Annotated in this window: 9 protein-coding genes, 1 tRNA gene and 1 pseudogene; 3 read left to right on the plus strand and 8 right to left on the minus strand. The window is 30.1% G+C overall.

Annotated features, from left to right (window positions below; translation table 11 throughout):
- Window positions 1-2: 2 nt before the first annotated feature.
- Window positions 3-100: transfer RNA gene (locus AJ886_RS04150), tRNA-Sec, on the minus strand.
- A gap of 139 nt (window positions 101-239) precedes the next feature.
- On the opposite strand from AJ886_RS04150, the gene yedE reads away from it, so the two are divergent.
- Window positions 240-1436: a selenium metabolism membrane protein YedE/FdhT gene (gene yedE / locus AJ886_RS04155; RefSeq protein WP_002880461.1), complete on the plus strand. Its 1197-nt coding sequence runs from the start codon at window positions 240-242 to the stop codon at window positions 1434-1436.
- A gap of 3 nt (window positions 1437-1439) precedes the next feature.
- Window positions 1440-1667 carry a sulfurtransferase-like selenium metabolism protein YedF gene (yedF, locus tag AJ886_RS04160; protein ID WP_002855447.1) on the plus strand — a complete coding sequence of 76 codons (228 nt, stop codon included), beginning with the start codon at window positions 1440-1442 and terminating at the stop codon, window positions 1665-1667.
- A gap of 15 nt (window positions 1668-1682) precedes the next feature.
- Here the strand turns inward: yedF (AJ886_RS04160) and putP are convergent, their stop codons facing one another.
- From putP to fdhD, 7 genes are all read right to left on the minus strand, one after another.
- Window positions 1683-3152: a sodium/proline symporter PutP gene (gene putP / locus AJ886_RS04165; RefSeq protein ID WP_070287172.1), complete on the minus strand. Its 1470-nt coding sequence runs from the start codon at window positions 3150-3152 to the stop codon at window positions 1683-1685.
- Window positions 3153-3169: 17 nt separating this feature from the next.
- Window positions 3170-6658, minus strand: a complete 3489-nt coding sequence (locus tag AJ886_RS04170; RefSeq protein ID WP_070210369.1) for a proline dehydrogenase family protein — start codon at window positions 6656-6658, stop codon at window positions 3170-3172.
- A 129-nt stretch (window positions 6659-6787) separates the two neighbouring features.
- Window positions 6788-7810, minus strand: coding sequence for a selenide, water dikinase SelD (gene selD / locus AJ886_RS04175; RefSeq protein WP_079396812.1), 1023 nt, complete (start codon window positions 7808-7810; stop codon window positions 6788-6790).
- Window positions 7811-7820: 10 nt separating this feature from the next.
- Entirely contained in the window at window positions 7821-8393 is a 573-nt protein-coding gene (gene yedF, locus AJ886_RS04180; protein WP_002867054.1) for a sulfurtransferase-like selenium metabolism protein YedF, read from the minus strand.
- A gap of 110 nt (window positions 8394-8503) precedes the next feature.
- Window positions 8504-10606 (minus strand): aspartate chemotaxis receptor CcaA, encoded by a 2103-nt coding sequence (gene ccaA / locus AJ886_RS04185; protein WP_002862158.1) that lies wholly within the window; start codon window positions 10604-10606, stop codon window positions 8504-8506.
- Between the two features lie 112 nt (window positions 10607-10718).
- A complete protein-coding gene (locus tag AJ886_RS04190) occupies window positions 10719-11456 on the minus strand; it encodes a winged helix-turn-helix domain-containing protein (protein ID WP_002855349.1) in 738 nt (245 codons plus the stop codon).
- A complete protein-coding gene (gene fdhD, locus AJ886_RS04195) occupies window positions 11449-12231 on the minus strand; it encodes a formate dehydrogenase accessory sulfurtransferase FdhD (protein WP_070287174.1) in 783 nt (260 codons plus the stop codon). Before fdhD ends, AJ886_RS04190 begins: the two co-directional genes overlap by 8 nt.
- A gap of 1455 nt (window positions 12232-13686) precedes the next feature.
- Between fdhD and AJ886_RS11010 the strand changes: the two are divergent.
- Window positions 13687-14802: pseudogene (locus tag AJ886_RS11010) on the plus strand (autotransporter outer membrane beta-barrel domain-containing protein); the annotation flags it as partial.
- Window positions 14803-15081 lie beyond the last annotated feature (279 nt).

Genomic DNA, 15081 nt, shown 5'->3' on the forward strand with positions numbered 1-15081 from the left:
ATTGGCGAGAAGATGAGAGAATCGAACTCCCCAAAGAATAGTCAACTATCCTTTCATCTGATTTGAAGTCAGTGGCGATCACCAGATACGCTAATCTTCCAAAGCGATAATTATAGCGATTTTTAATGAAAAACAAAATAAATTTATCAATATTCTTTTTGACTTCATATTAAATTTAAGCTATAATCTCACTCTTTTTTAGCATCAAGTTTTGATGATTACATTATTAGGATCTTTCTTTGAATTCTTTTAAACAAAAATATTTAATCAATTTTTGGGACAATTCCCATTCTATGATTGCACTTGGAATTTTAAGTGCAGTGTATTTTGGGATTTTTGGTGGCGTTTGGGCTGTTACTGGAGAAATGACGCGTTGGGGCGGTGAATTTCTAGAACTTTTAGGTATGAATTTAGATGGATATTCTTATTACCAAAAGCAAAATTTAAATGGAACCCCTTTAACAAGAACTGATGGTATTATGCTCATAGGTATGTTTATAGGTTGTTTAGTAGCCGCACTTTTAGCTAACAAAGTCAAATTTCGTCTACCTGCTAGCAATATAAGAATTTTTCAAGCAATAGTAGGTGGAATTCTTTCAGGATATGGAGCAAGACTTGCGTTTGGATGTAATTTAGCTAATTTTTTTACAGGTTTACCTTATTTTTCTTTACACACTTGGCTTTTTACTGTTTTTATGGTTTTAGGAATTTATCTAGGAGTGAAAATTTGCAACACTTCCTTTTTTAAACCTAAAGCTAAATTAGAACGGGTAAATAAAGAAAACTTGCCGCTAAACAAGCAAAGTTTGCGTACAAAACTATATTTTAACTTAGGCATATTACTTTTCATAGCCTTTTTAGCTTGGGTGTTTTATCTTGTTTTTACAAACGGCAATATCAGCACACAAAACAAAGCTTTAGCACTGATTTTTGGTTTTGTTTTTGGTTTTGTTATCTCTAGGGGGCAAATTTGTTTTACCTCTTGCTTTAGAGATTTGTTTTTATTTGGTAGAGATAATGCTATAAAAGGCGCATTAATTGGCATGATTATCGCTTCTTTAATCGCTTTTGCTTTTATCTTACAAGGCCATACTAGCAAACTCATAGAACTTTCTCCTGCTGTAGCTGTAGGAGCATTTTTATTTGGTTTTGGCATAGTTTTTGCCGGAGGTTGCGAGTGTGGTTGGGCTTATCGTGCCTTTGAAGGGCAAAGTCATTTTATGATAGTAGGAATTGCAAATATAATAGGAACTATGATTTTAGCTTTAAGTTATGACTTTTTACCAAAAGCTTTTAAAGAAGGTATAAAAATCAATCTTTTAACTGAATTTGGCAATTTAAATGGATTTTTTATCAATCTTATTTTATTCATCTTAATGTTTGTTTTTGTAGTATTTTACAAAAAACACTTCTTTAAAAATCAACTTAAAGGATAAACAATGAAAATTACTTATAGTTTAAATTTACAAGGTGAAGCTTGTCCTTATCCTGCTATAGCAACACTTGATGTCTTACCTAAGCTTAAAAGTGGAGAAATTTTGGAAGTGCTTTGCGATTGCCCACAAAGTATCAATTCCATACCTCAAGATGCAAAAAACCGTGGTTTTAAAGTGCTTGAAATCGATCAAAGTGGACCCACGCTAAGATTTTTAATACAAAAGCCTTAAAAAAGGCTTTTGTTCTCAAAGCTCTTTTAACATCTTTTCATAAGCTGCTTTAGTTCCAGATCTTACATTTGTAAACAAACTTGCAATAATAATTACCACAGAAGCTGCTAAAAACCCTGGAACTATTTCATAAAGACCCGAATTTGCAAAATTCTTCCAAAGTACCACAGTAGCAGCTCCTGTTATCATACCTAAAATCGCTCCTACTCTTGTCATCCTACTCCAAAATAAAGAAAAAAGCATTACAGAACCAAAAGAAGCTCCAAATCCAGCCCATGCATAAGAAACTATACTCAAAACACTTGAATTTTTATCAGTAGAAATCAAAAACGCTATTACAGCTACCAGTAAAACACCTAATTTACCTAAATTTAATACAACATGACTTGGCGCATCTTCTCTAAAAATCTTTTTATAAAAATCTTCCGCTATAGTAGAACTTGAAACCAGCAATTGTGAACTTGCCGTACTCATAATAGCCGCTAAAATAGCACTGAGTAAAATGCCTGCTATCCAAGGATTAAATAAAAGCTGCGACATCACGATGAAAATCTTTTCAGGATCTTGCAGGCTTAATTCAAATTTATACACATAAGCTATACCCAAAACACCTATCATACAAGCACTTAAAAGACAAACCACCATCCAAGCAATACCTATAAAAGTGGCCATAGGAATATCTTTAGTAGAACGAATCGACATAAAACGCACTAAAATATGTGGTTGACCAAAATAGCCCAAACCCCAAGCAAGTGCAGATATAATGCTTACAACTTCTACTCCTTCGCCCATAGATAAAGCTTGTGGTTTAATTTCTTTAACTATATTCATCGCTTCGCCAAAGCCACCTAAATGATAAAGCATAACCAAAGGCACAATAATTAAAGCCATCATCATTAAAAGCCCTTGTATCATATCCGTCCAACAAACCGCCTTATATCCACCTAAAAAAGTATAAGCAACAATAATAATCGTTCCAGTAGTTAAAGCATAATCATATCTGATACCAAAAGTACTTTCAAAAAGTTTGGCTCCACTTACAAGCCCCGATGAAACATAAAAGGTAAAAAATATCAAAATTACCACCGCACATATGATGCGAAGTATATGTTTGTCATCATCAAAACGAGTTTCAAAATAATCAGGAATAGTCAAAGAATTGGCAATAACACTGGTATAAATTCTAAGTCTTTTTGCTACAAAAATCCAATTTAAACTAGCCCCTATGGTAAGCCCGATCGCAATATAAGAATCTATAAAACCACTTACATATAAAGCTCCTGGTAATCCCATTAAAAGCCAACCACTCATATCAGAAGCCCCTGCGCTAAGTGCAGATATCACAGGCCCCATAGTACGCCCACCTAAAAAATAATCCTCTGAATTTTTATTTTGCTTATAAAAATAAAAACCTATATAAAGCATCAATAAGGCATAAACTACAAACATCACTGCTATTGGGGTATTAATTTGAACTACTTCCATCAAACTCTCCTTAATCATTAAGATATTGCTCTAATGCCTAAATTTCCATAGCGATGAAAAGATATACTTAAAGCTTTTTCATTAAAATAATTTAAAAGTTCAAAACGACCATTTAACAATGGCTTTTCTCTTATGATGATTTTAGCAAGCTTTGCAGCCTCTTTATAAATCTCATCATTTACATCTGGCTTTGCCAAATAACGCACTCTTTCATATTCTTTAATACTCTTGATAAAATTTTCTTTATTTTCTTTTAAAAATAATACTTTTGCTCCTATGCTTTGAACAATTCGTTCTATCATACTAATATCTTGTTCATCATAACTGATACCTAGATCAATATTTGCAATATTTGCACCTAAAACCACCCCTAAAACATCTTTTAAGCTTTCATTTCCACAAAGTCTTAAAACCATATTCTTTATTTTAGTATAAGAAAAAAGATTATCTTCTCCACGTATATTGACATAATCTTTTGAAACACTAAACTCATTTTTATAATGATAAGCATAAGATTGAGACATTTTAATTAAATCATTCATAAAATCTTGTGCTTCTTTTAAATCTATTTGTGCTAATTTTTTTGAAAATTTATCTTCAATTAAATGATCATCAAAATCTTCTTGCTTAATCTCTAAAAATTGAGTGATATAATTATAAATTCCCACTTTTCTACCCAAACCTATGGCAGATTTTTTAATCCCACCAAAAGGTTGACGCAGAACTATAGCCCCTGTAGTTGGTTTATTGATATAAATATTTCCTGCTTCTATATGAGTGTGAAAATACTCCCATTCTCTTTCATCTAAGCTTTCAAAACCTGCAGTTAAACCATAACCTGTGGAATTTACTATATCAATAGCTTCTTTTAAGTCTTTAGCTTTCATTACACTTAAAATCGGCACAAAAAGTTCATTCATATGGGTAAAATCACCCTTTTTAGTGCCGTATTTTATGCCTGGAGTCATTAAATAAGGATTATCCTCTAAAAACTTAGGTTTTAATGCCCATTCTTCATAAGGTTGTAATTCATCCAAAGCCTTTTGAACTTTAGAACTTGGCTTATCAGCTAAAGCACCTAATTTATTTTTAAATTCAAAAGGACTGCCCACTGCCATAGAACTTGCAGCATCCACTAAAGTCTTTTTAAATTCTTCATCATGATAAACCTCTTCTTCTAAGACTAGCAAAGAAGTAGCTGAACATTTTTGACCGCTATTGCTAAACGCAGAATGAATGATATTTTTAATCGCACTATCACGATCAGCAAATTTAGAAACTATAGTCGCATTCTTTCCTCCCGTTTCAGCACTTAAAAGCAAGGTTGGATTAGCTTTTAACATAGCATAAGCAGTATCCTCTCCTCCTGTAAGAATTGAAAATTTAATCGCTTCATCAACAAGTAAATATTTAGAAATATCGCTTCCTTTTGAAGGTAAGAAAATCAAAGCATCTTTTGGAATACCTGCATCCCAAAAACACTTACAAAGCATATAACCTGTTAGGGTTGAAAGTGAAGAAGGTTTGTAAATCACCACATTACCTGCAGCTAGTGGTGCAGCTATGGTGCCCACTGAAATCCCTATAGGAAAATTCCAAGGAGCTATGGTAACCCCTATGCCCTTAGGCTTGAATTTAACTTTTGGATTTTGTTTTTTAAGCTCTTCTAAAGAGTGCGGATAAAACTCTATAAAATCGATAGCCTCACTTACTTCAGGATCGATCTCTAAAAAGGTTTTGCCCACCTCTAAAGCTGCCAAACCTATCAAATCTCCCCTTCTTTCTCTCATAAGTTTTGCACTTTTAGCTAAAATTTGATAAATTTCATCATGACTTTTTTGTGTATATTTGGAATTTTTAGCTACTTCTAAAGCTTGTTTAATTTCTTTTTCTCCTGCTAAATAAGCCTTTCCTATTACTCTATCTTCAATCTTATCTTTAACCTCTAAAACATTTAAATTTTCTGCTTTAAAATCAAACTCACCTATGACAGGATAAACATCATAATCTTTTAAATTTTCATATTTAGCTTTAATTTCTTTAGCCCATGCTCTATTTTGCACTAAAATAAAATCCGTATCACTTTCGTTGCTAAATTTTTTACTTTCATAAGAACTTATGATATTTGATTCTTTATTTCTATCTTGCTTGCGATGTGTAGTATTATCAAGAGTTTTTATGCCTTCTAAAGATTTTAAAAAAAGTTCTTTTTGGATATTCCAGTTCTTATCTCCTACTTTAAGATTGAAAAAATAACGCATAAAATTATCTTCACTTGTATTTTCATCAAGGCGTCTTACAAGATAAGCAATAGCATTGTTAAAATGTGCTTCATCACAAACTGGGGCATAAAGGATTAAATCATGCATTTTGGATAATTGATAAGAACATTGCAAACTCATACCTTCAAGCATTTCAAAAGTAAAAGAATCTAAAGCACCCGCTTCACTTATACGTGTATAAGCATAAGCAATCTCAAAAATATTATGACTTGCAATTCCTATGTTGATGTATTTATAATTATCTCCTTCAAGAATAAAATCAAGCATTTTATTATAATTGCTATCAGTATCTATTTTTTTGTAAAAAGTAGGAAGTTCCCAGCCTTTTTGAGATGCAATAGTTTCTTCACTTTCCATATTAGCACCCTTAACAAAACGGATCTTAATAGGCTTCATACCTTTTAAAACCCTCTCTTTTGAAAAAGCAAAAAGTTTTTTAAGATACTCATAAGAATCAGGAATATAAGCTTGCAAAACAATCCCCGCTTTAATATCAAATTTGGCTACACTTTCTATAAAAGCTGCAACAGTAAGTTCTAAATCTCTAAATTCCTCCATATCAAGATTGATAAATTTAGAAACACCTTGTTTTTTCTCTTCTTCTAAGGCCAAAGCATAAAGATAATCTAGTCTTTTTACTACCTCTTCTTTGGAATAATCAAAATCTATAATATTAATTTGTGAAAAAATAGTAGTAATTTTTATGGAAATATAAGTGATATAACTTGATTTTAAAGCCTCTTCATATTTTTGCATACGATATTTACTCTCAGCTTCACCTAAAACCTCTTCACCGATTAAATTCACATTTAAGGTAATTTTATCTTGCTCTTTTCTTTTCTTAATATGTGGTTCTAAAACACTAGGGTTTGCATCTAGAACCATAGCTTTAGTATCTTCTCTTAAATGTTTGACAAAAAAAGGTACACTTAAATTAGGAGCAAATTTGCCAAAATTTAAAAAGCTAAAAAGTAGGAATTTTTCAAAAGTGCTAAAAAAATCCGCTATGCCATATTTACTCAAAATATATTCTATAAGCTCAAAACTTGCATTTTTATCTTTACATCTAAAAGAACGATCTAAAAGTTCTATAAGCATAACTTTATTTTTGGGATTATTAAGAAGTTTTTGCATTTTAGCATGAAATTCTTTTTCAGAATTTGAAATATTAGCTTCTATTTGTCCTTGCAATTCTTCAGCTAAGGCTAAAGCTTTTTGTATCATTTCGTATCTCCTAAGATAAAATAAATTTTAATAAATAATATATAAATAAGATAAAAATAATATTTTAAATCATAGAAAATGTATAAAAAATGATAAAAAAAATTTTAATGGGTATATAAGTAACAAAAATTAAGAAATGATAATATCATTTTCTTGCTTATTTACAACCTTAGCAATAATTTTAGCTTGAATATTTTCATCTTCTAGTTTTTTTAAACATTCTAAGGATTCTTTTTCACTTATAGAAATTAAAAGTCCTCCTGAAGTTTGCGGATCACAAAGTAATAATTTTTCTTCATTTAAATCAGGGATAAGTTCTTTTATAAATTCTAAATTTTTATAAGCTCCAGCAGGAATTAAACCCATATTAAAATACTCTTTTACTCCATCTAAAAAAGGAAGTTCACTTTCAAAAATTTCAAAAGAAATATTTTTATTTAGCATTTCTTTTAAATGACCTAAAAGTCCAAAACCTGTGACATCACTCATGGCGCTTGGGTGAAATTTAAGAGCAATTTGACTGGCTTTATAATTTAACTCCATCATACTTTTAAGCATTATATCTAAATGTTTTTGATTTAGCATTTGTGCCTTTAAAGCTGTACTTAAAATTCCTGTTCCTAAAGGCTTGGTTAAAATGATACAATCTCCAACTTTAGAAGTATTATTAGCAATAAATTTACTAGGATGTACTTTTCCTGTAACACTAAGTCCAAAAAAAAGCTCAGTGCTTTCTATAGTATGGCCACCCACAACTAAAGCATTGCATTCTTGAATCTTATCATTTGCACCTTCTAAAAGCTCTTTTAAGATATTTAAATCATGATTACAAGTATCAAAACCTACTATATTTAAGGCATTAATCACCTCTGCACCCATAGCAAAAACATCGCTTAAAGCATTTGCTGCGGCAATAGTACCAAAATGATAAGCACTATCTACTATAGGAGTGATAAAATCAAGCGTTTGCACCAAAGCTAAATCGCGGCTGATTTGATATACACTTGCATCTTCATTATTTCCAATATCGCTAAGTAAGGCAGGGGTTTTTTGCATGAAATTTAAAATTGTTTTAAGACCACCCGGGCTTAATTTCGCTGCTCAGCCTGCTGCTTTAACAAAATGCGTTAAATTTTGATTTTTATATTGCAGTGTTTTTCCTTTACAAAGTAATAATCTTTGCTTTACCAAAAAGCTCGTTTAAAATTTCATAAGCATTGCCTATATTTCCTATTTTAAGTTCTTTGCTTTTATTAAAAAATTCCAAACAAGCTCCGCAACTTATGATCTCAATACCTAAATTTTCAAGTTCTTTCATAGCTAAATGTGCTTTATGATTTTCATCAACATTGATTAAAACACTTTCATTTACGCAAAGAATTTTACTTGGAGCATGATCTAAATTTTTTAAGGTACTTAAAAATCCTACAAGTAAATTTTGTCCCAATTCACCCTCACCCACTTTGTCGGTTTTTAAAAATAAAACATTATAATCGTGAATATTTACTTCACTAGAATTAAAATTCTTTTTTTGCACTTTGATGCAAAACTCTTGTGCATTTTCATCTATAATAGGATTTAAATTTAAAGAGTTAAGAAATTTTACAACATTATTTTTTGAAATAATAGAATTTAAAACAATTTCTAAAATTTCATTTTCTTGAAGTTTTTCAAGAGCGTTTTTTGTTTCAACTATAGGCTGAGGACAAGAAAGATTGCGACAATCAATTTTCATTATTTTTCCTTGATATTAGCTTTGAAAAATAATATTATTTTATTACTTGTTTTGTGTTTAAAAATTTTAAATAATATAGAAAAAATTCAAAAGCTCAAAAATGAGCTTTTTTAAAATCTTTTTTTATTCACATCTTCAAGAATTGCTGCAGCAATTTGATTGACTTCATTTGTTATATTATTGGTAACATTTGCAACTTCGACATTTTCCTTAGTTACAGTTTCAAGTTGTGCTATAGCATCGTTAATCTGTGTGATTCCTGCTGTTTGTTCTTTTACAGATTCTGCTACTTCATTTACGCTTTGAACAAGTATATTAATATTTGCCTCGATTTCAGATAAGGATTTCCCTGTTCTTTCCGCAAGCTGTCTTACCTCATCTGCAACAACTGCAAAACCACGCCCATGTTCTCCAGCACGTGCAGCTTCAATAGCTGCATTTAAAGCAAGAAGATTCGTTTGCTCAGCGATATCTTTAATCACATTGACAATATTTTTTATATCATCAGCTTGCGAAGCAACCTCAACTGTTTTTCCACTTACATTTTGCATAGAAGAATTAATCTCCTCTACAGCTGCAGCCGATTGTTCTAAAGAACTCGCTTGTGCATTAGAGCCATCAGCAAGTTTTTGCATAGAATTTTTTAACTCTTCTGACTGATTGGCTAAATCTTTAGCAAAATTTGAAGAAGCTACAAGCATCTTTTTAATTTCTTTACCTAAAATATTAGTTGTAATCTCAACTTCGCCTTTAGCATCAAGCACCTCTGTGCTAAAATCAAGCGCTTTATAACTATCAAAAACTCTATTAATTTCATTCATATTAGAACCAATTTTACTTTGCAAAACATCAAGCATTCTATTAAGAACATTTTTAAGTTCTACTAATTGAGGGTTTATAGGATTTTTAGTAATTCTTGCAGTTAAATTACCTTTTTCAATTTCTTTAGCAGTTTGCACCGATTCATCTACAGCATTTTGATCTTGCTCTAAAGATATTTGAATCTTTTCAATATTTTCATTTATGATTCTTCCCATTGCCCCTAATTCATCATTGGCTCGAATTTTAATTAATTTAAGCTCAATTTTTTCATGATTTAAGAAACGGAAAAAAGATTCTAAAGAGTTAAGAATAATTGGTAATCTTGTTGCAACAATTTTTCTTACGCAATAATAAACCACTCCCAAAACAACAAAAATAAAAATAAAAGATGCGCTAATAATAATTAATTGTAATTTTTTCAAAGGTTCAAAAACTGAATATTTAGGGGCAGTTACCAAAACTGTCCAAGAGCTATCTTGCACTTTAAAACTATTAATCGCGGCATAAGAATCATCACCATCAAAAGCTATATAGTTAAAAACTCCATTTTTTCCTTCGCTCATAGCCTTATAAGTCTCTTGTGCGCCTTTGTTAGGATTGACATCTTTTAAATTTTTTAAAACCAAATTTTTATTAGGGTGAATTGCAACAAGACCATCTGAATTTAAAAGAACTCTTAATTCTCCATCATATTTTTGACTCTTGGGATCTAAAAGATAAGTAGCAATAGCCGAAAAATTCAAAGTCATACCGATAACACCTACAACTTGATTCTTTCGGTCAAATATAGGCATAGCAATATTTACAGCATCAAAATCTTGACCTTCTAAATTCATCCTAATAGGACGTCCTATATATACTTTATTTTCCCCATATTTTGCTTTTTTTAATATATCTTGCACAACTTGTAAATTAGCTATTTCATCACTAGCTTGTATTGCTTTTATCCCGCCTTTACTATCTTTTTCTTCATCAACATAAAGCATAACAAATTTTCCACTTTGAGTATTGAAAAATTTACTCTCCTCTTTAAAATATTCTGGCGGATCGATAAGATACAAATAAGTAAAATTAGAATAAGCACTATTATCAAAAGTATTGGTTATAATATTTGTTATACTGTCTATATCTAAATTTTCTTTTGAAGTTGATCTAAACATTTCTGTTAAAGTACCTGAAATACTTTTATTTAAAGCAATCATTTCCCCAAAAATTCCTTGAGTTTGGGTAGCATATTCTTTCGTGATAGAAGCTAGAATATCTTCTGTATTTTTGGTAATATTTTGACTTACTTGTTTTGTGATTAATGAAATTAAAATAATAAGCCCAATAACAACAACAGTTGCTACAGAAAAAATAAGTTTTAAACCTATATTTAAAGATTTAAACATCTTAATAACTCCTAAAATAAAATTTTGGATTTTATATTTTAACATATTTTTTAAAAAAATACTATTAATTAATTATAAAAATATTATGTATTAGTATTTTTTGATAGAAGATTTATTTTTTTCCTTTTAAGAACAATTCTTTAAAGCGTTTATTAGCGTATTCTTCTATGTCCTTTTGCAAAATAGAGTAATTTTCCATTAATTCCAAAGCTCTAGGAGTAAGTTTTGTTCCTGATTCTTTAGAGCGTCCTTGTCGTGTGCTAACTAAAATTTCTTGAGAATTTTTTTGTAAGGTTTGTAAATGCATCCAAGCTTTTTTATAATTAATCCCCATAAGTTTAGAAGCATGCAATAAACTACCTGTTTGTCCGATAAGCTCTAAAAGTTCTGTTTTTCCTCGTCCAAAAAGCAAATCTCCATCCGCATTTTCAATCCAAGTTTTTGTTCTTACTATAAATTGCTTACCTTTTTTTTCTTTAAAACAACCAAGTTGACAATACTTTACATCAACCTTATAAGCTTTTAAAGCTGAACGCATACTTTTAAGTCCACAACCTTCTTTAGCAATATCTCTTGCATCTTTACAAAAAATTCTACGCTTTTCATCTAAACTAGGTTCTATTTTTTTAAGCACTTCAATCTTTGCTTTTTCAAAATCTAAATGTCCAAATTGCCCCAACTCGCAATTATCAATTCTCATGTGATTTTCATCGGCTAATTGTCCGATTTTTTCTATATTTACATTAAATTTCTTTGCAATTTTAAAAGCCGTACCACAATCTAATTTTTCATTACTATTTAACAATTCTCTCATGTATGAGATGATTTCTTTTTCTTGATTTTTATCCATGAATTCTAAATTCTCCACTATAAATATTGATCTTATTTTCTCTAGCAAAACCACAAAGCGTTAAATCAAATTTTCTTGCTATCATAACCCCTAAACAAGTAGGAGCCGTGCGTGAAACAAGCACTGGAATTTTATGCATAACTGCTTTAGCTACCATTTCAGAACTTAGCCTTCCACTAACCATTAAAAAACATTGACTTAAATCAACCCCGGCTAAACATGCTTTTCCTAAAGCTTTATCTATGGTATTATGTTGAGCTATATCTTCACCTATAAAAAAAGTTTTCTCATCTACAAAAAGCTTAGCCGTATGCACACAGCCTGTTTTCTCATAAAGCTCACATTGAGTATAAAAAGTACTCATTTGTTTTAAAATTTCATCTTTGCTAAATTTTACATCAGAACTAATTTTACTCGCTTCAATGGCTTCTAAATCGATATTTGCAGTATGTGCTCTACCACAACCACTTATAACTACACCTTCAGCATTAAGCTTTGCTAAATTTTCTTTATCAATCTTTGCTTTGATATGCACACTCATACCATCATCTTTTGTTTCTATGTTCTCAATATCGCTTACTTTTGCAATGATATTTTCGCTCATTAAATACCCTATTGCTAATGCCTGTTCATCTACAGGAGTTGCCATTAAAGCACCTACTTTTTCATCATTAATAAAAATTTCAAGCTTAATTTCACGTACTAAAGTATCATCGCATGTAAAAGATCCATCACCTTTATATTTTAAAATTTGGGTTGTAAATAAGGGTTCCATAAGCTTTCTCTTTTCGCGTTATTTTAAAAATTTAATTATATCAAAAAAACATAATTAAAAGTAATACTGATAAAAAAATAGGGATTTAATTTATAATTTTTAAGAATTTTAAAGCATTTTATATCAAAAAAACATAAATTTACTCTTTAAACTCTTCAAGTGAAAATATACTAACAATTTGAAATTTAAAAACAAAAATAAAATTTTCTCTTTATAAAATTACTTCTTAAGCTCTTTTTTATGGGGGGGGGTATAATGGTTTTTTTATTTTTTGTATAAGGAGAATTTATGAAGCTTTCGTTTTCGGCGAGTAAAGTTTTAGTGGGTTTTGGCTTAGGTGCTGCACTTTGTAGCAATGTAATGGCAGTAGATTTAAATTCTAAAAATACCTTAGTTGAAACTCAGACAACACCAACTGAAATAGAACTAGATGGGATTAGCGGAAAAAATCTGCAAGATTATTTTGAAGTTAAAGGGCAAGATGTAGTTTTAATAAATGGAGATAGTTTAAAAGGCAATGATTTAACCATAAAATCAAACATTCCTAGATTTGATGATGAAAGCTTTTTAAATCCAGATGATAAAGATATCGATACTGATGAATTTAAGTATGTCTTTGATTTGGGTGATAAAAATACTTTAAATATCGAAAATGTTGGTATGGAAAGTTCTTACATTGCAAATCTTTATGTAAATGCTAAAGAAACCATACTTAAAGATATGAATTTATATGTCAATCAAAGCGGCTCGGTGTTCAATGGAGATTTAAGCCTTAGCGGAACTAATTTAGTAGAAGATGATACACAAAAAGGCTCAAGAGTATCTATATATGGAAATAACCTTGTCGTAAATGGAAATTTAAATGCAGACAAAACCTTTTTTGAATTTGGCAATCCTTATGCAGTGCAAAATTATTCTATAAAAGTTGCTAATAATGCGAATATCACTAATTCTAAATTTAGCGTAAATGGTACATCTTTTAGAGATTTGCTTGCTAAAAACACACTTTTAATCCAAGCACAAGGATTTAATAAGGATATAAGCACATCAAATACAGCTGAAGCTTCATATGGCAAATTTGCAAGTGATTATATCGATATAGATAAAAATCAAGACACCTTTCAAAGTATAACACTTGATAAAAATTTGCTGGATATGGAATTAGTAGATTACAATTTAAAAGAAGTAAATTGCGGATCTAGCAAATGCTTGGTAGCAAATGGAACAGCAACTGAGCATTTAAAAAATACTCTAACTCAATTAAAAATTGACTTAAAAATGCTAGAAAAACTAATAAAACAATTTAATGATAATGAACAAATAAAAAAACAGCTTGAAGACCAAAAAAATAAATTAAATGAAATAATACAAAAAGGCGAAAACAATCCAAACTTAGACAAAGAAGTAGTAAAATTATACAACCTTAAAGAAGGAAGTGCTGAATATAATGCTGTACTTAATCTTAGAGAAATCGCAGACAAACTTGTAGATCAAGGTTTAGGACTAGATTTAAAAAGTTTTAGCGGTGTAAAACTAGCCCTACAAATCAAAAAAGACACAGACAATACAGGTAAATCTGTATCCAATCTCAATTCAGCTTCTAGTGCAGTAAATACCACTATGAATATTTCTAATGATGTTTCTATAGGTTCTCGTGTAGCAATGCTAAACAATCCTTTTGGAACTTATGCTTCTAAAATGAATGGCCTTAAATTTGCTGCTTTAGATAGTGATATGAGACCAAGCTATGTAAATGAATATACCAATAGTATTTGGGCTAATGCTTTTGGTAGTGCTAACATTATCGATGGAGATAGTGGTGCAATGTATGGTGCTACCGTAGGGGTAGATAAACAAGCTAATGATAATGTTTTATGGGGTGCTTATTTTACTTATGCAAATGCTAAAATCAAAGACAATAATTTAGAACAAAAAAGCGATAACTTCCAATTAGGTATGTATTCTACTATCAATATAGCTCCACAATGGGAACTTAATCTTAAAGCTTATGCTCAAGTTTCTCCAACTAAACAAGACAATATTCAAACAGATGGTGCATATAACTCAGATTATACAAGCAAATTCTTAGGATTTAGTGCTAATGTAGGTCGTGTGTTTGACTTTAGTGATAATACTTTATTTATTAAACCTTTTGCAGGGATAAATTATTATTTTAGTTATACTCCATCTCATACAGAAAATGGTGCTATTGCTAAAGATATTGATTCTATGAAAAACAATTCTGTAAGTGTTGAAGTGGGTGCTGAATTTAGAAAATATATGAATGAAAACTCTTATATTTTTGTAACTCCAAAAATAGAACAATTTGTTATCAATAGTGGTGATGATTACACAGCTAACCTAGCTGTAAATAATGCTTTCTTTACTAGTGTAGAAGCTAACAACAAGAAAAAAACATACGGACAAATTATCGTAGGGGGTAATGTAGATTTTACAAATCAACTCAGTATGAATCTTGGCTTTGGTGCTAAACAAATACTAGCAGGTAAAGTAGATAATAAAAATGAAACTTACTTAAGTGGTCAAGTAGGACTTAAGTATAAATTTTAATCTTAAACTTTTTGAGAATTCTTTACAACGAAATTCTTGTTAAAACACAAGAATTTAAAAGTTTTAACCTATATAGTACGGCAATCTCTGCCGTGCATAGGATTAAAAGAGATATAACAAACACGCTTTTTTACTACGCAGTGTAGATTAAAATGTAAATGTTTTTAAGAAATTAAATTAGAAATAAATTTATTTTAAAATATTTTTAATCACTTTTACTTTGACTAAATTTAAAAACATCTTAAAAATTAATAATATTCCTTAATAAAAAAAGATAAA

Origin of the sequence: Campylobacter sp. BCW_6465 (assembly GCF_001762815.1) — a bacterium.
GTDB classification, from domain to species: domain Bacteria; phylum Campylobacterota; class Campylobacteria; order Campylobacterales; family Campylobacteraceae; genus Campylobacter_D; species Campylobacter_D jejuni.

Excerpts from the sequence above, each read along its gene's own strand:
- yedF (WP_002855447.1), top strand. The coding sequence starts at position 1,440 with ATGAAAATTACTTATAGTTTAAATTTACAAGGTGAAGCTTGTCCTTAT.
- putP (WP_070287172.1), bottom strand. The coding sequence starts at position 3,152 with ATGGAAGTAGTTCAAATTAATACCCCAATAGCAGTGATGTTTGTAGTT.
- AJ886_RS04170 (WP_070210369.1), bottom strand. The coding sequence starts at position 6,658 with ATGATACAAAAAGCTTTAGCCTTAGCTGAAGAATTGCAAGGACAAATA.
- yedF (WP_002867054.1), bottom strand. The coding sequence starts at position 8,393 with ATGAAAATTGATTGTCGCAATCTTTCTTGTCCTCAGCCTATAGTTGAA.
- ccaA (WP_002862158.1), bottom strand. The coding sequence starts at position 10,606 with ATGTTTAAATCTTTAAATATAGGTTTAAAACTTATTTTTTCTGTAGCA.
- AJ886_RS04190 (WP_002855349.1), bottom strand. The coding sequence starts at position 11,456 with ATGGATAAAAATCAAGAAAAAGAAATCATCTCATACATGAGAGAATTG.
- fdhD (WP_070287174.1), bottom strand. The coding sequence starts at position 12,231 with ATGGAACCCTTATTTACAACCCAAATTTTAAAATATAAAGGTGATGGA.